This window comes from Nostoc sp. (genome assembly GCF_036916985.1).
GTDB lineage: Bacteria > Cyanobacteriota > Cyanobacteriia > Cyanobacteriales > Nostocaceae > Nostoc.
This window is the reverse complement of record NZ_JBALFD010000003.1, coordinates 25,655-47,932: the sequence shown is the minus strand read 5'-3', so window position 1 is coordinate 47,932 and position 22,278 is coordinate 25,655. Positions and strand designations below refer to the sequence as shown.

At 41.9% G+C, this 22,278-nt stretch carries 8 protein-coding genes; 3 read left to right on the top strand and 5 right to left on the bottom strand.

The features are described from left to right. Positions 1 to 155: 155 nt before the first annotated feature. Positions 156 to 638, bottom strand: coding sequence for a cytochrome b6-f complex subunit IV (gene petD, locus V7L07_RS00350; protein ID WP_334778892.1), 483 nt, complete (start codon positions 636 to 638; stop codon positions 156 to 158). Between the two features lie 258 nt (positions 639 to 896). Beyond that, on the bottom strand, positions 897 to 1,544 hold the full coding sequence (gene petB, locus V7L07_RS00345) for a cytochrome b6 (protein ID WP_179064867.1): 648 nt from the start codon (positions 1,542 to 1,544) through the stop codon (positions 897 to 899). Positions 1,545 to 1,949: 405 nt separating this feature from the next. On the opposite strand from petB, the gene ctpA reads away from it, so the two are divergent. From ctpA to aroQ, 3 genes are all read left to right on the top strand, one after another. After that, positions 1,950 to 3,194, top strand: coding sequence for a carboxyl-terminal processing protease CtpA (gene ctpA, locus V7L07_RS00340; RefSeq protein ID WP_335053998.1), 1,245 nt, complete (start codon positions 1,950 to 1,952; stop codon positions 3,192 to 3,194). A 393-nt stretch (positions 3,195 to 3,587) separates the two neighbouring features. Next, entirely contained in the window at positions 3,588 to 3,719 is a 132-nt protein-coding gene (locus V7L07_RS00335) for a hypothetical protein (protein WP_335053996.1), read from the top strand. Positions 3,720 to 3,812: 93 nt separating this feature from the next. Then, positions 3,813 to 4,493, top strand: coding sequence for a gamma subclass chorismate mutase AroQ (gene aroQ, locus V7L07_RS00330; protein WP_335053994.1), 681 nt, complete (start codon positions 3,813 to 3,815; stop codon positions 4,491 to 4,493). Positions 4,494 to 4,727: 234 nt separating this feature from the next. Here the strand turns inward: aroQ and V7L07_RS00325 are convergent, their stop codons facing one another. The 3 genes from V7L07_RS00325 to V7L07_RS00315 all read right to left on the bottom strand — a co-directional run bounded on the left by V7L07_RS00325 (position 4,728) and on the right by V7L07_RS00315 (position 22,251). Continuing rightward, the gene (locus V7L07_RS00325; protein WP_335053992.1) at positions 4,728 to 10,262 is read right to left on the bottom strand and encodes an AAA family ATPase; all 5,535 of its coding nucleotides are present in this window, start codon (positions 10,260 to 10,262) and stop codon (positions 4,728 to 4,730) included. Between the two features lie 74 nt (positions 10,263 to 10,336). Next, complete coding sequence (locus V7L07_RS00320) at positions 10,337 to 16,183, bottom strand: trifunctional serine/threonine-protein kinase/ATP-binding protein/sensor histidine kinase (protein ID WP_335053990.1); 5,847 nt, start codon at positions 16,181 to 16,183, stop codon at positions 10,337 to 10,339. 74 nt (positions 16,184 to 16,257) lie between these two features. Continuing rightward, entirely contained in the window at positions 16,258 to 22,251 is a 5,994-nt protein-coding gene (locus tag V7L07_RS00315) for a trifunctional serine/threonine-protein kinase/ATP-binding protein/sensor histidine kinase (protein WP_335053988.1), read from the bottom strand. Between the last annotated feature and the right edge of the window lie 27 nt (positions 22,252 to 22,278).

Here is a 22,278-nt window from a genome sequence, read left to right as displayed (position 1 = left end):
CAGTCCCGAAGCGCCATTCCTAAGAGACTTGCTGCGCCGAAGTCGAGGAATTCTGGCGCGACTTGTTAAAATTGACGCCTGTTGATTGTTTTCAAAAGCACATCTGCATCTGCTATTGAAACTCACAGGCGTCAAAGCACTTTGAGGTGACTAATTTAGAATAGTCCCAAAGTCAAAGATTTATCCAATGGCAAAGCAGCACCAATACCCAGCCAGAGGGTGACAAAGGTACCAACGAGGAATACTGTGGTTGCAACTGGACGGCGGAAGGGATTTTGGAACTTATTCACGTTCTCAATAAAGGGAACGAGGATTAGCCCTACTGGTACGGAACCCATTGCTAACACTCCTAAAAGCTTGTTAGGAAGCGATCGCAAAATCTGGAAGACTGGATACAAGTACCACTCTGGTAAAATTTCCAATGGTGTAGCGAAAGGATTTGCTGGTTCGCCTGTCATTGCAGGATCTAGCACAGCTAGAGCCACAATTGCAGCAAAGGAACCCATGATCACAATTGGAAAGACGTAAAGTAGGTCATTAGGCCAAGCGGGTTCACCATAGTAGTTGTGACCCATGCCTTTAGCGAGTTTGGCTCTTAACTGAGGATCGCTCAGGTCAGGTTTTTTTTGTGTTGCCATTTTGAAATTTGCTCTCCTGCTTAAGTTAAATTAAAGCATTTGTGAAAGCTATCAGCTACTAGGCAACCAGCAGGTGGCAAACAGTGTTTGTCTATCTACAGTCAGCCACCTGGAGGTTTTTACAGCTTTCGGCCCCAGATACAAGTATTTGTTTTTTAGAACTTATGTGCCATTAATTTCTTGTGTTTCATAAGTTTAAAACAAACAACTTCATCTGAAAACCGACTGACAAATGTTGCCTTTCGCTAATAACTGAGATTACAAAGGCCCGGAAATGCCTTGCTTGCGAATCATCAAGAAGTGAAACAGCATGAAGACTGCAATCAACCAAGGCAGTACAAAGGTGTGTGCGCTGTAGTAACGGGTTAGTGTTGCTTGACCAACACTAGAACCGCCGCGCAGCAAGTCGGAGATCAGAACACCAACCACGGGAATTGCTTCTGGTACACCGCTAACGATTTTCACAGCCCAATAGCCAACTTGATCCCAAGGTAGGGAATAGCCAGTGACTCCAAAGGAAACGGTAATCACAGCGAGGATCACACCACTTACCCAGGTCAATTCACGGGGCTTTTTAAAACCACCTGTGAGATAAACCCGGAAGACGTGCAAAATCATCATCAACACCATCATGCTGGCAGACCAGCGATGGATGGAGCGAATTAGCCAACCAAAGTTTACTTCAGTCATGATGTACTGTACTGAGGAGAAAGCTTCGGTGACTGTTGGTCTGTAGTAGAATGTCATGGCAAATCCAGTGGCAAACTGGATGAGAAAGCAAACCAGGGTAATTCCACCCAGACAGTAAAAGATATTGACGTGGGGAGGGACATACTTGCTAGTGACATCTTCGGCGAGTGCCTGAATCTCCAGGCGTTCCTCAAACCAGTCGTAAACGTTGGCCATACAATCTCAAGTTCCTAAAAGTCGGTTGCGGTTGATAAATCCCGAAGTTCTGAATCGGCAGAAGCCTTTGTTCAGACTTCTCTCCCAATTAGCAATTTTGGGATTTTCGTAAAGGGGAGTTTTTTGTTTGCTTTTCAGCTTTTGGCGTGCTAAGAGACTTCAGAAACTTTACATTCTGTAAAGATGGAATATATTGCGATCTCTTTACGCCCCTACACACAAAATGGTGGACACAAAGTAGATTTTATCCTTTGGTGAGTGGATACGATGCATCAGTTGACTGAACAACTTGATGAGAAAAATGCACCACTTCTATAAAAAAAGTAACATAATCGAGAGATAGATTTCATCAACAACAGGGGAAGTGGGCATTTCTAGGCAATTTGGGTTGAGGTGGAATTGATAATGGGGTTCATGAATAAACAAGTCTTTCGGGTTGGATTTTCATTGTTAATGGCGTTTTGCTTGGCGTTGGGTACGCTTACTCAGCCGGCAATGGCTTTGACGACGGAACAAAAGCTGGTTTCGGAAGTTTGGCGAATTGTTAATCGCACTTATCTAGATGAGACATTTAATCATCAAAACTGGGCGGCTGTGCGGCAAAAGGTTCTGGAGAAGCCACTGGCAGACTCAAATGCCAGTTATGAGGCGATTGGGAAGATGCTCAAGAGCCTTGACGATCCTTTTACCCGCTTTTTAGATCCAGAACAATACCGCAGCTTGCAGGTCAATACTTCTGGGGAACTGACTGGGGTGGGATTGCAAATTGCCTTGAATCCTGAGACTGGGAAGTTAGAAGTAGTGGCTCCCATTGCCGGTTCACCGGCAGATAAAGCGGGGATTCGACCACGCGATCGCATTCTCAAAATTGAGGGCGTTTCTACAAAAAATCTCACTCTTGATGAAGCTGCTACCAGAATGCGCGGGCCGAGTGGTAGCCTTGTCACTCTCCTGATCGAACGGGACGGAGAGGCAGAAACAGAAATTAGACTAACGCGCGATCGCATTGCTCTAAACCCTGTGGTTTCAGAATTGCGTGTTTCTGCTGAGGGTACACCCATTGGCTACCTACGTCTTACACAATTTAATGCCAACGCTTCAACGGAATTGGCACACGCTATTTCTAGTCTAGAAAAAAAAGGCGCTGCCGCCTACATTCTAGATTTACGAAATAATCCTGGGGGGTTATTGCAATCAGGAATTGAAATTGCCCGTCTATGGTTAGACTCTGGCACTATCGTTTACACTGTTAACCGACAAGGCATTCAGGGAAGTTTTGAAGCCCTTGGCCCAGCCCTGACGAAAGATCCTCTGGTGATTTTGGTGAATCAAGGAACTGCTAGTGCTAGTGAGATTCTCGCCGGCGCACTCCAAGATAACGATCGCGCCCAGTTGGTAGGCGAAACCACTTTTGGTAAGGGCTTAATTCAATCCTTATTTGAATTATCAGATGGTTCGGGCTTGGCAGTCACAATTGCCAAGTATGAAACTCCCCAACATCGAGATATTAACAAACTAGGTATTAAGCCAGATAAGGTTATTTCCCAACCAGCCATTAACCGCGAACAGATTGGTAGCGAAGCGGATCTGCAATATCAAGCAGCTGTGGAACTTTTGGTTAAAAACTCGGTGGTGGCCAGAAAGGCTTAAAGGAGAGACGCGATTAATCGTGTCTGTACAAGAGTTAGGAGTTTGTTTTGTTCCGAATCTCTGACTAGGAATGACCAAATAAATATTGTTATCCGATAGTATTTGAACGTGCAGATGCCTATAAGCGCCAGCAAATTTAGTAGGTGCTTTTAGGCAAGCTGTATGGGAACATCTCACTTTCGTAAAAATATATCTAGATATATCTAGCCCTGGCGAATAGAATTCGCGGCTATACAGACAAAACCCACCTCCGTGGGTTTCCAATTTCTTAAGTCCGCGCAGGGGGACTTGGTTTGTGTAGCCGCGATTTCTAATCGCCAGGTATATTTGCAAAGTTGAGATGCTCCCAGCTGTATTTTAGTGCGATACCTATGTGAGAAGGGGGTTTCCTTCATGAGTAACTGGCGCGCAAATTTCATTGCCAGGGCAGGTAAGCTGCTACTCAGTCTGATAAATCACCCTCAGAACCAGAATCTTCCAGCAAATGCAACAGCTTTTTGTGCTGAACTTGCTTTTTGTCAGTAACTATGAGATATTCTGTCTAAGATTCAAAATACTGTATTCCTATCATAATACTGTAAATTATTGATAGGTAACAGAGTTTATAAACTTTTTGATATGAATTTAAGTTTTTTCAGAAAGCATCCACTGTTATTTGTCATCATAATTTTCTTTGGGCTTTTTTTCAGTAGTACAGTAGTTGCAGCCAACTTAAAATTATATTTTGCTACTCATAACTCTCGGTTAGTAAAATCAGCAAACTATCAAAATATTGCGATCGCAGATCAGCAGCTACCTGTAGATAAATTACTAAAATTGATCCAGCAACGATTACTAATTGCACATGATGTAGCTCGGTGGAAATGGAATCACAAACGTCCTATTGAGGATCTCAAGCGCGAACAAGAGTTATTATTAAAGGTTAAACAACAAGCAAAAACTCATAACCTAGAACCCGATAGAGTTGCAGAATTTTTTCAAGCACAAATAGATGCAGGAAAACTCATCCAAACATCTGATTTTAAAAACTGGCAAAAGCAAGATATCAAATCTTTTCCTAACGTCCCAGACTTAAACCAAATATTACGACCATCGTTAGACAAATTAAACACAGAGTTTTTCTTGGCTTTAACAGAACTGACTCCTGTTTTAGGTTGTCCGCAGATAGGGGAATTAATTCAGTCACGTTCTCAGGTGATTATTCAGGGAGATGGTATTGATCAGCAAGTGCAAAGCCTAGCAATTTCACCTCTGCTGAAATTTAAAAGCGCTTCTTGCAAAGCAGTTTCTTTTCCTTAATTACCGTTCTTCAATGAAGCAATTATCAAATGCCAAAGCAAGGAATCAATACTCTCGATACCCTCGATAAAACAGGGTTATCGAACCATTGTAGAGTAAATCATAGATAGCGAGCGATATCCGGGAATATTGACAAGGGTGCTAACCATACAGCTAAATCTGTGAAACTTCCAGATTTAGTATTCACAAAAAAGATCCCGACTTCTTTAAGAAGTCGGGGATATAAACCCTAAACTAGACCGGAATTTCAATGAAAAATTCTGTTCCCTCTCCTAGTTTGGAAATGCAGTTTAACTGACCTCCATGTTTTTCTACTACAATTGAATAGCTAGTCGATAATCCCAAACCTGTAGCACTACCAATCGGCTTTGTAGTAAAAAATGGATTAAACATCTTATTTTGCACGGACTCGCTCATCCCTACACCGTTATCTGCAATGCGGATTAGTACTTTTTTGGATTCTGAAAATTCCGTCCGAATTATAATAGTAGGTGTGCGATTTACCTTTAATTCTTGTAAAGCATCAATGGCATTATTTATCAGATGTATAAATACCTGATTTAAAGCCGAAGCATAACAATTGACTAAAGGCAGATTTGCATATTCTCGAATAACTGTAATCTCGGAATGTTTGCTATTGTTTTTGAGTCGATGTTGCAAAATTAACAGCGTGCTATCAATACCAGAGTGAATATCTACTTGTTTGATTTCTGATTCATCCAAACGGGAAAAATTTCGCAGTGACAGCACAATTTGACGGATACGATCTGCTCCTACCCTCATCGACGAGAGTAGCTTTTGTAAATCATTCACCAGAAATTCTAATTCTATCTCGGTGATTTTTGCGGCAATCTCTGGCAATGGTTGGGGATAGTATTTCTGATATAAATTATTTAATTCAATTAAGGAAACAACATATTCACTGGCTGGTTCTAAATTGCCATAGATGAAATTAATCGGATTATTAATTTCATGAGCAATTCCGGCAACTAGCTGTCCCAAACCGGACATTTTTTCAGCTTGAATTAGTTTGGCTTGAGTCGAGTATAGTTTTTCTAATGTTGATTCTAGCTGAGTGTAAGAACGTGTGATTTCCTGGGTGCGTTCTTCGACTTTTTGCTCCAGAGTATGGGAATATTCCTCTAATTGGCGATAAAGTTGGGCATTTTCTAGAGATATCGCTGCTTGAGTCGTGAGGAGTTTGAGAACTTGTAGGCGATCGCTCGTAAACGCTCCCACCGTCAGGTTATTTTCTAGGTACAAAATGCCAATCAATTTGCCTTGGTTGAGAATTGGCGCACAGAGAATACTCTTAGGTGAATGGCGAATAATATAAGGGTCAGCCGCTAGGGTTGGCTCAACTACTGCATTCTCAATTACAGTCAAGGTGAGGGTATTTTTGACCCGATTGATTAGGGTAACGGGTACTATTTGACCATCATCAAAGGGCAGCCTTCGCAAGATAATGCTAGGCTGTTCCAATTGGGATAATGCCTCAATTATCCAGCGTTCGCCTGAAGGCATCAGCAACGCGCATTTATCCGCTCCCGCACTTTCCAGTATCACCTCAAGTAGGGTTGAGAGTAATTTATCCAACTCAATTTCACTCGACAGAGATTGAGAAGCTTTGAGAATGGTCGCCAGATCCAGGGCTTCAGAGAGGCTAGCATTATTGAAGCTGGAAGTCTGAATTGTGTGAGAAGAGATCGCAATCATCGTTTCCGTAGATGTAAAAGATGGTTGCTGTTTTTGCCAAATTGTGGCGAGTAGTTGAGGATAGCGGGTTTCTAAATCAACAACTTTAGCTTTTGCTCCCCAACGGGTGTAACAATAATAAGCTTCAGTCATGTAGGTTTGAGCGATTTTTTCTTTGCCCCAATCCAGATAGAATTTAGCGGCTAGTTCGTTGGCTAATGCTTCTTCGTTGGGGTATTGATTTTCTTTTGCAAGGGTAATGGCGCGATCGTACTGCTCCATTGCTTCCAATTTGTTACCGAAAACTCGACACTTTTCGGCCTCCACGAGATGCCATTTATGCTGATGATTCATCGGGGCATTGTGCGCCCACTGGTGCAGAATAGTTTGATAGGTTTTAAACTCGGCGAGAATTACAGAAAGCTCAATTTCTGACTTTCTGGGAACAAGTGCCAAGTACGTCAGGGCTGCATAGAAATGGAAAGTGGGAATATGCACCATTCCCGATGCTGCCATCAAATAGGACTTGCCTTGAGTGATATAGTCGAGGGCAACCTGATAATTGCCAAAGTAGTAGGCAAGCAGCAGTTTGTAAGTAGAAACAAAGGCGATCATTGTGAGATTCTTATCCTCGTGGTGCTTAGGAATCATCACTGTTTCATCGTAGGCAGTGCCTATTAAGCAATAGGGCTGGCTCACCGTTTCTCTAAACTGCTGCACTGTTTGCCGCACCATGCCCAAAATAATCCGCGCTGAATCTTGTTTCAATTGAGCTAGGGCAGCACTATAACCAGTCAATTCTGGTGCCAACGTGTCCAGGTCTACACCTGCAAAAAGCGCAACATAGGCGTAATTTGCTATGCCGTAGCCAGCAAAGAGAAAATCACCTGTTTCCATACCAATGATGTAACTATCTTTTATGGTTGGTAGGGTTGCCAAGAATGATTGCTGGTGATGCTGAATGAAATTCCCAAACAGGTTGAGAGTGCTGCATTTCATGGACTGAGCATTCAACCTCTCCAGCAAGGAGAGTGATAATTTACCAAACTCGTAGCCTGTTTCGACTTCGCCAAGAATTGAACATAGCACCATACCATGAATCACATAGCCGACCGTCGAGGCTTTGTCATTACCAAATTGGAGCGACAACCGCACCATCGTCGCGCTCAACAAGGGCAGTAAACCTGGCATTCCCTGGAACACAGGTGCAACCAACATTCTTAACAATTGCATCGCGGCGATCGCGGTGCGATCGCTCATCACGGGCAGATCAATCAACCCAGCAATCTCTCTGCCGCTTAGTTGCTGGTTAAGTTCTTGTAAGGCTTTGTCAATCAAAGCTTCGTCTACTTCCGTCGGGAAATTCACCCCAAATTGTGCTAAAGCCTCTGTTCCCACTGCCAGCGCCGTTAATATTTGGATCTGAGCCGTCTGTGCCACGATTTGAATTTCGTAGATTTTCACTTTGTCGAAAATGGTCTGTGCTTGTCGCAATACCACTGCGGCTAGCTGTTCCATACCCTCAAAGTCACCATTCAAATACGCAACTTCCGCAGCCGTCACATACAGATTCAGAGTTAGTTCATACTGATGTTGCCAACAATCGACCTCTAGTAAATCAATTCCAGTTTGTAGATACACTTTGGCGGCAGTGTATGCAGTTGAACTTCTGGCTTTACTGCCAGCTTTGAAGTTAAGTTGTGCTAAGGCTTCTCGTTCTTGTTGTTGATTAATTAATTCAATTCCTAAATTCAAATGAAAGGCAATATCAAACAGTTTTTCTTCTCGTTCTATTTCGGAAAAGTTTTGCTGAAGTAACTGTCCAATTTTGACATGAGTTGCTTTTTTTTGGTCATCAGGAATTAGGGAATAAGCTGCTTGTTGAACTCGGTCATGCAAAAACCGATAAGTCGGATTAGCTGCGGCATTAGAAACCGAGGTACTGTCAGATTGAATAAAGAACTTATAGATTTCCGTATTCGGAATAATCAGCCCTTCTTGCAACGCTTTCCATAAATCAGCCGCCGTTGTTTCTAGGGATTGTTCTGACACAATCGCCAGCGTATTCAAATCAAACTGCGCTCCAATACAAGCTGCTAGTTTGAGAACATTCTGAGTTTGATTCGGTAATTTCTGCAATTGCAGTGCCATAAACTCCACCACATCATTAGTAATTGCTAAGGCTCTTACTTGGGCAATATTACACTGCCACCCCCCTTGTCTTCCCCCCTTGCTAAGGGGGGATTGAGGGGGGTCAAAGGTAATTAGATGATCGTCATTTAATGCCTTGAGAAACTGGGTAGCAAAGAAAGGATTACCACGAGTTTTTTGATAGACTAATTTTGTCAAAGGTTGGGCTAGCAATAATTCGCAATTCAGGGTATCTGCTACCAACTGATTCATATCTGGTTCGCTTAACGGTTGCAGGACAATCGTATTGATAACTGCCCCAGTTTTGACGATTTCATCTACAGTAAGGATGAATGGATGAACCGGTGAAACTTCATTATCCCGATATGCACCCAAGATTAATAAATGTCCTGTTTCTGACATCAATAATTGCAGCAATTTCAGCGATGCGGAATCTGCCCATTGCAAATCATCTAAAAACATCACTAAAGGATGTTCAACACTTGTAAAGATTTGCACAAATTTCTGCATCAGCAGATTAAAGCGAGTTTCGGCAGCACTACCTGATAGTTCTATAGCTGGAGGTTGAGTACCAACAATGCGTTCTAGTTCTGGAATTACGTCAATCAAGACTTGTCCATTGTCGCCAACGGCTTCGATAATTTTGGTTTTCCAGGCTTGTAGTTGTGCATCTGATTCTGAAAGCAATTGCCCCATTAAGTCTCGGAATGCTTGCACAAATGCCGAAAAGGGAATATTGCGCTGGAATTGGTCATATTTCCCTTTAATAAAATAACCGCGTTGTCGGACAATAGGTTTATGAACTTCATTGACAACGGCCGTTTTCCCAATCCCAGAAAACCCAGCTACCAACATCATTTCTGTTGTCCCAAGGCTGACTTTTTCAAATGCTTGGAGGAGGGTTAATACTTCGGTTTCTCTGCCGTAGAGTTTTTCTCTGATGAGGAAGCGATCGCTAATATCTCGCTCTCCTAATGTAAAATATTCAATGTTTCCGGTGGCTTGTAATTGACTTAGACAAATTTCTAAATCATGCTTGATTCCCAAGGCACTCTGATAGCGGTCTTCGGCATTCTTCGCCATTAACTTGCTGATGATTTCAGATAAAAATAAGGGAATATTGGGATTGTGATGATGTACGGCAATAGGATTTTTGGCAAGATGACAATGCACCAACTCCATCGGATCGTCTGAGACAAATGGTAATTGTCCTGTGAGTAATTCATAAAATGTAATACCTAATGAGTAGAAGTCACTGCGGTAATCAATTCCCCGGTTCATCCTTCCAGTTTGCTCTGGCGAAAGATAAGCAAGTGTGCCTTCTAGAGCGTTGGCATTTTGAATTTCTTGGGTTTCTCTTGGTAGCAAAGATGCAATACTGAAGTCAATTAATTTAACTTGTTTGGTTTCGGGATTAATTAAAATATTACTGGGTTTAATATCTTTATGAATAATGCGATGACAAATGAGAATATCTAATGTGTTACACAGAGATATAGCAGAGAACAAAAATTCTTTTAGAGACGTTATATCTAACCTCTCTGACTTGAAAGAGTCATTTACTATTTGTCTACCTTGTCCCTCTTTGATGCAAGGCTTTGAAACTTGTTTCATCGGGACTACCTTGGCAAAATCTTTAAGGGATATGCCCCCAAAATCTTCCATCACCAACGCATAGCTATTTTGGTATGGTTCTAGGCTATAAGTTTGAATAATTCCCGGATGGTTAAGATTTTTGGCGATGTTGTATTGATTGCGAAACTGTAACAATTCGCTGAAACTCGGATAAGGATTTTTCAACAGTTTAATCACTACAGGTAACGAGTCAGTTTCTCGATACCCTCGATAAACCAGGGTTCTCGAACCATTGTAGAGTTCTTCAGTGATGCGATATCCGGGAATACTGACTAAAGTGCTAACCATGCTGCTAAATTCTGAATACTTCCAGATTTAGTATTCCCAGATATTTGAAGTTGTTTACCAAAAACCGCAAAAAATTATACCGGAATTTCAATGATAAATTCTGTACCTTCACCCAGAACAGAGTTAAAACTCAATTTACCGCCGTGGGTTTCTTCCACAATTTGACGAGCGATCGCCAACCCCAACCCTGTACCTTTCCCCACAGCTTTTGTAGTAAATAAGTGGTCAAAAATCTTTTGTTTTACTGATTCATTCATCCCTTTACCATTATCCGCGATCGCAATTTTAACTAAATGGTTTTCAACTGAGGTTGTAATGGTAATACGATTAGAATTGGCTTGAACTTCTTCAAAACTGCGCCCATGATTAGATTCATCTAAGGCATCAATTGCATTTGCAATCAGATTCATGAATACCTGATTTAATTGACCGGGGAAGCATTCCACTTGAGGTAAATTCCCGTAGTTGGTGACAACTTCAATTAATGGACGTTGTTCATTGGCTTTGAGACGATGTTTCAAAATTAAAATTGTGCTATCAATGCCATCATGAATGTTAAATGGCACTTTGTAGTCTTTATCAGCACGGGAAAAAGTTCTTAAACTAGTGCTGATATTTTTTAACCTGTCACACGCCATAGACATAGAATCAATCATCTTGGGCAAGTCTGATAAACTATAATCCAAGTCGATTTCTTCGGCGTGGTCTATAATTTCCTCAGTTTTGTTGGGTAAAGCTTCTTGATATAGTCCGAGATGTTCAACAATATCGGTTAAGGTGGGTTTAGCAAGTTTTAGACTGGCAGCAATAAAGCCCAAAGGATTATTCATTTCATGAGCGACACCAGCAACTAAGTTACCCAACGCAGACATTTTCTCACTTTGCACCATTTGTAATTGGGTGTTTTGCAGATTAGTTAGCGCTTGTTCTAAATCAACTGATTTTTGCTGTAAGGCAAGTTCAGCTTTTTTACGATCGCTAATATCCAAAAACAATCCATCCCAAACCATAGACCCATCAGCAAATCTTTGGATTTGAGATTCCCCATTAATCCACTTGATAATTCCTGATGGGGTGATAATTCGCCCTTCCCAGTGCCAGGAAGATTCGGTTTGAATGGTGTGAGTTTGGGACTGCCGATAACTCACGACATCATCTGGATGCACCATATTGATGAAAAACTGCCAATTGGACATAGCTTGTTCTGGGGTAATTTCCAGCAAGTTGTAACAATCGGCACTAATGTAGCTCAACGATATAACCCCATCGGCACTCATGGGATATTGAAAAACTACCCCAGGCACATTGTTTACCAAGCTATGGAAGCGAGAGTTACTCGCACTCAATGAGTTCAGTGATTCCTCTAGCTGTTGGGCATAGTTCTGCGATCGCTCATACAATTGAGCATTTTCCAAAGAAATCGCCGCTTGAGCGCAGAGTAAATTTAGCAGTTCGACGCGATCGCTTGTAAATGCCCCCGTTGCTAAATTGTTTTCTAGATATAAAATCCCCATCAACTTACCCTGATGTAAAATCGGGCTACACAAAATACTCTTGGGCTGCTGACGGATGATATAGGGGTCACAGGCTAAGGTCGGATCGGTTGTTGCATCAATCAACACAGCAGTCTGTCTTTCGTGCAAGACTTTATAAATCAGTTTCAGGGGAATATCTTGGCTCTCCTCAACCGGAATGCGCTGCAATACCACCGGCTCTGAACCTTCAATAATTGACCCTTTAATTAACAGGCGTTCGTCTCGCAACAGCATGAATACGCATTTATTAGCCCCGGCATTTTTGATGACGATTTCAAGCAACGACGAAAGTAGTTTTTCGAGTTCGATTTCGGCAGAAAGGCTTTGAGAGGCTTTGAGAACGGCAGCTAAGTCGAGAGAATGTGAGATGCTGCTACTGTTGGCAGTGAGGGAATTGTTGAATGTGACACTCTCCAAGGCGAAAATAGTTTCGCTAGTGCAAAGAGGAGAACGGGTTTGCTGGAGGATGTGAGCCAGGAGTTGGGGATAACGCTTTTCTAGATCGGTAAGTTTGGCTTTAGCGCCCCAACGGGCATAGCCATAGTAGGCTTCAATTATATAGTCCCCAGCTATCCGCTCTCTACCCCAGTCGAGGTAAAATTTAGCAGCGAGTTCATTGGCGAGGGCTTCTTCTTGGATGTAGCTGTTGGCTTTGGCAAGAGCGATCGCCTTGTCGTACAAATCTGCTGCTAAAATGCGATCGCCACTCAGACAAGCAAGTTCTGCCGAAATCAACTGATATTTGTGCAGAAAATTATCAGGACAGGTTTTAGCCCATTTTTCCAGCAATTGCTGGTGTTCTTGAATTTGTTGATAGTAAACAGCTTGGGTTGCCGCGTCTGCTTTGCCATAAGCAGCAGCCAAACTCAGGGGATAATAAATGTGATAGGCAATGATGGGGAAAAAACCCATGTTTGCAGGCAGCGTGTCTTGTAGCGTCGGAGATATCGCCAAAACCTGGGCGTAATCACCTCTAAAATAAGCACGTTGTAAAACTAAAAAGCCATACCAACTAATGGCAACATCGAAATGGCTTTGCTGCCAAAGTCGGAAAAATGGGTGTTCGAGATAGCCAGTTGCTGTTAACACCCCGCTCTCAATGGTGTTATCCATCAGTTCTTCGACAAACTGTTGCTGAAGTTGGAAAACACACAACATATTCTGGTCATTTACCTGCTGTACACAGCCAAGATATTTTTGAATTTCCTCTTGCACTAAAGGTAGAGGACTACCTTTAAGCAGATGAGACCAGATTAAAAATACAATTGCCCATACCCCAAAGACTAAATCGCCCAATTCCATGCACAGTTCAATCGATTGCTGGTATAAAGCCACATTCTCTGCTAGGGGACGCGAGAAGGGATTGATGATGTGAGCGAAGTGGTTATTATTTTTGGCGATGAACTGAGTGTTGTTGAAAGTGCGATCGAGATCCAAAGCAATCCTGCCAAACTGATAAGCATCTCGATATTCGCCCTCAAGTGCCAACATCATGCCATAGCAGCAATAGGCAAAGCTAGAACTTTCTGCACGTCCAGACTTTAGAGATATATTCACCATCCGCAGAGTTGTCAGCAGATTGAGTAGTTGGTTTCCTGCTATATAGGAAGCTGAATACAAGATTGCCAAGAGCTTCATGCAACTTTGCTGCACTGGTTCGGTCATTGCAGGCAAGTTTAGTAGAGCCTGAGCCGACATTTGAGCAACAGTTTCCTGTACTTGTCGCCGTTCCGCTTCTACCAAAGCTTGTAGCTCATCTCCATCTATTGGCAGCATCATTCCCAAAACAGCTAAACCTTTAATGCCAACTTCAACGCTAGACAGCATATTTGTTCCCTGAGTCATCCGTTGCGTCATGAGAATGCCGTAAATCTGGGCTGCATCCAGAGGATCTTTGACGTGCTTCAAGGTGTAATCAAGTAGGGATTCAGATGCTGCAAACTGACCAACAAGATAGCTACATTCTGCTTTTTCTCGGTGTAAATCAACCATGAGGCGATAGTGAGTTTCCCAAGTAGTTTCAGATAGTCGTTTGAGTCCGATAGTGAAGTAGTTAATGGCAGCTTGGTAAGCAACTGAGAGTTTGGCTTTCATGCCAGCTAAGAGTGCTAATTCTGCTAGCTGAATCGCTGGGACAGCAGATGGATTGGCATCAATACCCAGCGCCAGATGGTTCACAATATCAAAAATTTTGTTTTCTGAGGCGACGAATGATTGATGTGCTAGTAGCAATTGGCCGATTTGGAGGTGGACAGCCTGCTTTTGCTCATCTGCAATCAGGGAATAGGCGGCTTGTTGGACGCGATCGTGTAAAAATTTGTAGGTAACAGTTTCTTGATTTTCTAATGTACGCGCAAGATTTTCTTGACCGAGGTAAAATTTATACACATCACTAATCGGTAAAATTAACCCTTCTTGTAATGCTTTCCACAAAGCAGAAGCCGTATCAATTTGGGATTGTTGCGAAACAATTGCCAAAGTCGCTAAATCAAAAGAGTTGCCAATACAAGCTGCTAACTGCAACACCTGTTGAGTTGATAGCGGTAGTTTTCGTAATTGAAAACCCATAAAAGCCACAACATCGTCTGTAACAGCTTGAGTTGTCACTTGGGCAATGTCACATTGCCAACAGCCTAATTCCAAATCAAATTTAATGAGATTTTCTTGGTGTAATGCTTTGAGAAACTGCGTTACAAAAAACGGATTACCTTGGGTTTTTTGATAAATAAATTGAGAAATAGTCCATGCTAAACTTTCTGTACATTTCAGTGTGTCAGCAACTATTTGATTTACTGTAACTTGATTTAGTGGTGCTAAAGTAATTGTATTAATTGTTGCTTGGTTTTTTTGAATTTCACTCAAAGTCAACATTAATGGATGTCCCGGTTCTACTTCATTATCACGGTATGCACCAATTAATAAAAGATGATTTGTATCAGCCATCAATAGCTGGATTAATTTCAGCGATGCTGAATCTGCCCATTGCAAATCATCAAGGAACATTACTAAGGGATGTTCAAAACTTGTAAAAACTTGAGTGAATTTTTGAAACAATAAATTAAATCTATTTTGTGCCGCCGTTCCTGATAATTCTATGGCGGGTGCTTGTTCACCAATAATTTTTGATAATTCGGGAATGACTTCAATAATTACCTGTCCATTTTCGCCAACTGCTGATAATATTTTATTTTTCCATTGCTGAATTTGAACGTCACTTTCTGTTAGCAATTGCCCCATTAAATCCCGGAAGGCTTGCACAAAGGCAGAAAATGGAATATTCCGTTGAAATTGGTCATATTTACCTTTGATAAAATAGCCCCGTTGCCGCACAATCGGTTTATGAACTTCGTTGACAACAGCTGTTTTACCAATTCCTGAAAACCCAGCTACCAGCATCATTTCTGTTGCACTAAGGCTGACTCTTTCAAATGCTTGGAGTAGAGTTGATACTTCGGTTTCTCGTCCATAAAGTTTGTCGGGGATGATGAAGCGATCGCACAAATCCCGTTTCCCAATCTCAAAGCCTTTAATTATACCATCAACTTGTAGCTGATGTAAACAATTTTCTAAATCAAACTTCAGTCCCAAAGCACTCTGATATCTGTTTTCAGCATTTTTTGCCATCAATTTCATCACAATATCTGAAATCACCTGCGGAATTTCTTCCCTGTTCGGTAAAACTGGTGGAAGTTTAGCAATATGAGAATGTACCAACTCCATTGGATCGTTTGACGCAAATGGTAACTCTCCTGTAAGTAATTCGTAGAAAGTGACACCTAGAGAATAAAAATCAGTCCGGTAATCAATCCCCCGATTCATTCTGCCTGTTTGTTCTGGGGAAATATAAGCAAGTGTCCCTTCTAAGACATTGGGGTTGATGAGTGTCTGCGTTTCCCGTGGTAGTAAAGATGCAATACTAAAGTCAATTAATTTGACTTGTTTGGTTTCGGGATTAATCAGAATATTGGCGGGTTTGATGTCTTTATGAATAATCCGCTCTCTATACAGGATATCTAAGGTATTGCAGAGTGCGATCGCAATCCGTAAAAACTCTTCTAGAGATGCGATATATCGCGTCTGGTTAGAGGTAAAATAATTTTTGAGAGAAATCCCGCCAAAGTCTTCCATCACCAGCGCATAGCCATTTTGGTAGGGTTCTAGGCTATAGGTTTGGACAATCAGAGGTGAGTTGAGATTTTTAGCAATGGTGTACTGGTTGCGAAACGATAAGAGTTCAGAGAAGCTGGGATAAGGATTTTTCAGTAGTTTAATCACTACCGGTATTGAGTCAGTCTCTCGATACCCTCGATAAACTAGAGTTCTGGAACCATTGTAGAGTTCCTCGCTGATGCGATATCCGGGAATATTGACAAGAGTACTAACCATATAACTAAATTCTGAATACTTCCAGATTTAGTATTCCCAGATATCTGAAGTTGTTTACCAAAAATCGCCAAAAATCATACCGAAATTTCAATGATAAATTCTGTTCCTTCACCCAGAACAGAGTTAAAACTCAATTTTCCGCCGTGAGTTTCTTCCACAATTTGCCGAGCGATCGCTAACCCTAATCCTGTACCTTTACCGACAGCTTTCGTCGTAAACAAATGGTCAAATATTTTTAATTTCACCTCTTCACTCATTCCCTTACCATTATCCGCGATCGCAATTCTAACTAGACTATTTTCGACTGAGGTTGTAATTGTAATACAGTTAGGATTGAGTTGAATTTCTTCAAAACTACGTCCCTGATTAGATTCATCTAAAGCATCAATAGCATTTGCTAGAACATTCATAAACACCTGATTTAATTGACCAGGGAAGCATTCAACTTGAGGTAAGTTACCATAATGTGTGACAACTTCAATGGTGGGACGTTGTTCGTTTCCCTTCAGACGATGTTTGAGAATGAGAATGGTGCTATCAATGCCTTGGTGAATATTAAATGGCACTTTATAATCTTTATCAGCACGGGAGAAAGTTCTTAAACTGGTGCTGATGTTTTTTAATCTTTCGCACGCCATAGACATAGAATCAATCATCTTGGGCAAGTCTTCTAAGGTATAATCTAAATCTATTTCCTCTGCATGACCTTGAATTTCCTCACTCGGATTCTGGAAAGTTTCTTGATATAGTTTGAGGTGTTCGGTAATATCAGCGATAGTGGGTTTAGTTTGTTTGAGACTAGCCGCAATAAATCCCAAAGGATTATTCATTTCGTGGGCGACACCAGCAACTAAGTTACCCAGTGCAGACATTTTCTCACTTTGCACCATTTGTAATTGAGTATTTTGCAAATCAGTTAGCGCTTGTTCTAAATCAAATGATTTTTGCTGCAAGGCAAGTTCAGCTTTTTTGCGTTCGCGTAGCGCAGCTTGCTGTTCGCTAATATCCAAAAATAATCCATCCCACACCATAGACCCATCGGCAAATATTTGGATTCGAGATTCCCCATGAATCCACTTGATAATTCCAGAGGGTGTAATAATTCGTCCTGACCATTGCCAGGGAGATAGGGCTTGAATGGCTTGAGTTTGGGACTGTTGATAACTGACAGCATCATCTGGATGCACCATATTGTCGAAAAACTGCCAATTGGCTAAGGCTTGCTGTGGAGTAATTTCTAGCAAGCTGTAACAGTCGGCACTAATGTAGCTCAACGATATAACCCTATCGGCACTCATGCGGTATTGATAAACTACCCCAGGCACATTATTTACTAGATTGTGGAAGCGAGACTGTGCGGCGCTCAACTCATCAAGCGATCGCTCTAGCTGTTGGGCATTTTCTAGCGAAAGCGAGTAAAGTCGGGCATTTTCTAGGGAGATCGCGGCTTGAGTGCAGAGTAAATTCAGCAGTTCGACGCGATCGCTCGTGAACGCCCCCATTGTTAACTTGTTTTCTAAGTACAAAATACCCAGCAATTTCCCTTGATGTGAAATCGGGCTGCACAAGATACTTTTTGGCTGCTGACGAATGATATACGGGTCATTGGCTAAAGTCGGATCGGCCGTCGCATCCAGCAGCACAGCAGTTTGTCTGTTGTTCTTCACTTTGTAAATCAGCTTTCGGGGAATGTCTGGACTCTCCTCAACCAGAAGACGCTGCAACACTACTGGCTCTGAACCCTCAATAATTGACCCTTTAATTACCAGGTGTTCATCTCGTAACAGCATTAACACGCATTTATCAGCCCCCGCATTTTCGATGACGATCGCAAGCAACGATGAGAGCAGTTTTTCTAGTTCGATTTCACCTGAGATACTTTGGGAAGCCTTGAGAATAGCAGCTAAATCGAGAGAATCGGAGACGCTGGAGGAAGAACTAGAAGAACTAGTGGAGGCCACTGTTCCTAATGCGAAAACGGTTTCGTTAACCGAGAGAGCCGTGCGAGTTTTTTGGAGAATCGGAGCCAAGAGTTGGGGATAGCGTCTTTCCAAGTCAGCGACTTTGGCTTTTGCACCCCAACGAGCATAGCCATAGTAAGCCTTCGTCATGTATGACTGGGCAATCTCCTGTTTACCCCAGTCAAGGTAAAATTTTGCAGCTAGTTCATTAGCCAGCGCTTCTTCCTGAATATAATCATTTTCTTTGGCTCCAATGATGGCGCGATCGTAATGTTCAATTGCTTCGGCTTTATTGCCCAAAACCCGATGTTTTTCTGCTTCAACTAAATACCACTTATGGAGGTGATTCATCGGAGCATTTTGCGCCCACTGTTGCAAAGTGGTTTGATGGGTTTCCACCAAGACGAGAAGTTGGCCTTGCTCCGACTCTGGCTGTGTGGGTAAGATTGCCAAATACGTCAGGGCTGTATAGAAATGAAAAATGGGAATGAAAATCATCCCTGATACTGCCATTAAATACTGTTTGACTTGGGTGTTATGGTCTAGGGCAGCCGTGTAGTTACCAAAAAAGTAGGCAAGCATCAGTTTGTAAGTGTAAGCAATAGCGATCGCCGAGAGATCCTTGTCCTGATGGTGCTTAGGAATCATCACCGTTTCATCGTAGGCAGTGCCAATTAAGCAATCCGACAGAATACGGGCTTCCCTCAAGTTCTGCACAATCTGCTGCATCATATCCAAATAAGTCTGGGCAGAATGTTGTTTTACCTGCACTAAGACAGCCCTGTAACCTGCTATTTCGGGTTCCCAAATGTCCAGTTCTACCCCAGCAAAAAGTTTGGTAATGAGGTAATTGAGGGAGTTATAGCCAGCGTTGAGAAAATCACCAGTTTCTATACCAGTTGCATAGCCATCTTTCATCGTCAGCATCGTTGCCCTGAGAGGTTCCTGATGATGTTGAACCCAGGCCGCAAACAGAAGTAGAACTTTACACTTAAATTCCCCGACATTAAATTTATCAAGCAAGTTAATTGCTAATCGCCCAAAGCTATAGCCTGTTTTCACTTCTCCCAAAAAGGCACACAACACCATACTGTGAATCGCATACCCCACCGTTGATCCTGGTGCATTCCCAAACTGAATTGATAAACTCACCATCGTTGCGCTCAGTATGGGCAGTAATCCGGGCATTGCCTGTAGAATCGGTGAAAATAATATTCCTAATAATTGCATAGCTGCCTGAGTCTGGCGTTGCCTGCGGCGGGCGTTCGCACCGCGTCTCGAAGAGAAGCCATCGCTCATTACAGGTAGATTGACTAATTCCTCAATCCCTCTATCACCTTGAAGACTAGCTACAGTCTGTAGCGCTTTAGCAATTTTGGCTTCGTCAGGTGCAGTGGGGAGTTCAACCCCTAATTGCAAGAGTGCATCTCTTCCGACTGCGATCGCTTCTAATATCTTGCCCTGGGCTGTCTGGGCGACGATTTGAATTTGGTATATTTTGATTTTGTCTAAAATCGTCTCAGCTTTTTGTAACACCAGTGCTGCTATTTTTTCCATGCCATCAAAATCAGCATTCAAATAAGCAGCTTCGGTAGCAGCAACATGGAGATTCAGAGTCAATTCATATTGATCTTGCCAGCAGTTGGCTGTCAGTATGTCAATCCCTGTTTGCAAATAAACTCTTGCGGCAGTATAAGCTGTAGAATTTCTCGCCTTCACTCCAGCTTTGAAGTTAAGTTGGGCTAAATCTTCCCGTTCTTGTGGTTGGGTGATTAGCTCAATTCCTTGATTTAAATGCAGGGCAATATCAAACAGTTTTTCTTCCAGTTCTACTTCCGAGGAACTGTGCAGTAATAATTTTCCAATTTTGAGGTGAGTTGCTTGTTTTTGCTCGTCGGGAATCAGAGAATAGGCCGCTTGCTGTACTCGGTCATGTAAAAATCTATATTTGGCTAATTGTTTACTGGCATTCCGATCTGACAGCGCCAATTGTTCGCGTTCTTCTCCTTGATAAAACTTATAAACATCACTAATCGGTAAAATCAACCCTTCTTGCAATGCTTTCCACAAATCTGAAGCCGTTTCGATTTGGGATTGTTCAGAAACAATTGCCAAAGTTTCTAAATCAAACTGGTTGCCAATACTAGCAGCTAACTGTAATACCTGTTGAGTTGATTGTGGTAGTTTTCGCAATTGAAAACTCATAAAAGCCACAACATCATCTGTAACCGCTTGCTGATTTACTTGTACAATGTCACATTGCCACCCTCCTGCTTGGTGGGGGGGGATTGGGGGGCTAAATTCAATTAGCCTATCTTGATGCAATGCTTTGAGAAACTGGGTTGCAAAAAATGGATTACCTTGAGTTTTTTGATAGACTAATTGAGAAAGATTCCATGCCAAACTTTCCTGACATTTCAGTGTATCAGCAACTATTTGATTCACTATGACTTGATTCAGTGGTGCTAAATTAATCGTATTAATCGTTGCTTGATTTTCTTGAATTTCACTCAAAGTCAACATCAATGGATGTGCTGGGTTGACTTCGTTATCACGATACGCACCAATTAACAAAAGATGCTTTGTATCAGCCATCAATAGCTGCATTAACTTCAGTGATGCTGAATCTGCCCATTGCAAGTCATCTAAAAAGATCACTAAGGGATGTTCAGCACTGGTAAAAACTTGGATAAAATTTTGAAACAATAAATTAAATCTATTTTCCGCCGCCGTTCCTGATAATTCTATGGCGGCTGGTTGTTCGCCAATAATTCTTGATAATTCGGGGATAACTTCAATAATTACTTGTCCATTTTCTCCAACTGTCTCTAATATTTGGTTTCTCCATTGCTGGATTTGTGCATCACTTTCAGTTAATAATTGTCCAATTAAATCCCGGAATGCTTGCACAAAGGCACTGAAGGGAATATTTCGTTGAAATTGGTCATATTTACCTTTGATAAAATAACCGCGTTCCCGCACAATTGGTTTATGAACTTCGTTGACAACCGCAGTTTTCCCAATCCCTGAAAACCCAGCTACCAGCATCATTTCTGTTGCACCAAGGCTGACTCTATCAAATGCTTGGATTAGGGTTGATACTTCGGTTTCTCGTCCATAGAGTTTATCAGGGATGATGAAGCGATCGCACACATCCCTCTGTGCAATCTCAAAACCCACTAATTTACCATCAACTTGTAGCTGATGTAAACAGTTTTCTAAATCAAACTTCAAACCCAATGCACTTTGATATCTGTCTTCAGCATTTTTTGCCATCAATTTCATGACAATATCACAGAGTACTTGGGGAATCTCTTCCCTGTTCCCCTTCGGGTTCGCCAGTCCCCCAGACGCTCGTTCGCCCTTGGCGTCTCCCCTTGGGAGAAGACGGGGGCTGGTCTCACCTAATGCCATAGGCATTTTAGCAATATGAGAATGTACCAACTCCATTGGATCGTTTGACGCAAAAGGTAACTTGTCTGCAAGTAACTCGTAAAATGTTATACCTAAAGAATAAAAATCAGTCCGGTAGTCAATCCCCCGATTCATCCTGCCTGTTTGTTCTGGGGAAATGTAAGCTAGTGTGCCTTCTAATATATTGGGATTAATTAGTGTCTGTGTTTCCCGTGGTAGTAAAGATGCAATACTAAAATCGATTAATTTAACTTGTTTAGTTTCGGGATTAATTAAAATATTGGCGGGTTTGATATCTTTGTGAATAATCCGCTCCTGGTAGAGTATATCTAAGGTATTGCACAGTGCGATCGCTATTTCTAAAAACTCCATCAGAGATTCTATGCTTCCCCCTACTCTCCAATCTTTGAGAGAAATCCCCCCAAAGTCTTCCATCACCAACGCATAACCATTTTGGTATGGTTCCAGGCTATAAGTTTGAATGATGAGTGGTGAGTTAAGATTTTTAGCGATGGTGTACTGATTGCGAAACGACAAGAGTTCATTGAAGCTGGGATAAGGGTTTTTCAGCAGTTTAATCACTACAGGTAACGAGTCAGTCTCTCGATACCCTCGATAAACTAGGGTTCTGGAACCAGAGTAGAGTAAATCATAGATGCGATATCCCGGAATATTGACTAAAGTACTAACCATGCTGCTAAATTCTGAATATTTCCAGAT

What these genes read in the sequence shown, in the direction of transcription:
- V7L07_RS00335 (WP_335053996.1), top strand. Translation starts at nt 3,588, where the DNA reads ATGAGTAACTGGCGCGCAAATTTCATTGCCAGGGCAGGTAAGCTGCTA.
- petD (WP_334778892.1), bottom strand. Translation starts at nt 638, where the DNA reads ATGGCAACACAAAAAAAACCTGACCTGAGCGATCCTCAGTTAAGAGCC.
- V7L07_RS00315 (WP_335053988.1), bottom strand. Translation starts at nt 22,251, where the DNA reads ATGGTTAGTACTTTAGTCAATATTCCGGGATATCGCATCTATGATTTA.
- aroQ (WP_335053994.1), top strand. Translation starts at nt 3,813, where the DNA reads ATGAATTTAAGTTTTTTCAGAAAGCATCCACTGTTATTTGTCATCATA.
- ctpA (WP_335053998.1), top strand. Translation starts at nt 1,950, where the DNA reads ATGGGGTTCATGAATAAACAAGTCTTTCGGGTTGGATTTTCATTGTTA.
- petB (WP_179064867.1), bottom strand. Translation starts at nt 1,544, where the DNA reads ATGGCCAACGTTTACGACTGGTTTGAGGAACGCCTGGAGATTCAGGCA.
- V7L07_RS00320 (WP_335053990.1), bottom strand. Translation starts at nt 16,183, where the DNA reads ATGGTTAGTACTCTTGTCAATATTCCCGGATATCGCATCAGCGAGGAA.
- V7L07_RS00325 (WP_335053992.1), bottom strand. Translation starts at nt 10,262, where the DNA reads ATGGTTAGCACTTTAGTCAGTATTCCCGGATATCGCATCACTGAAGAA.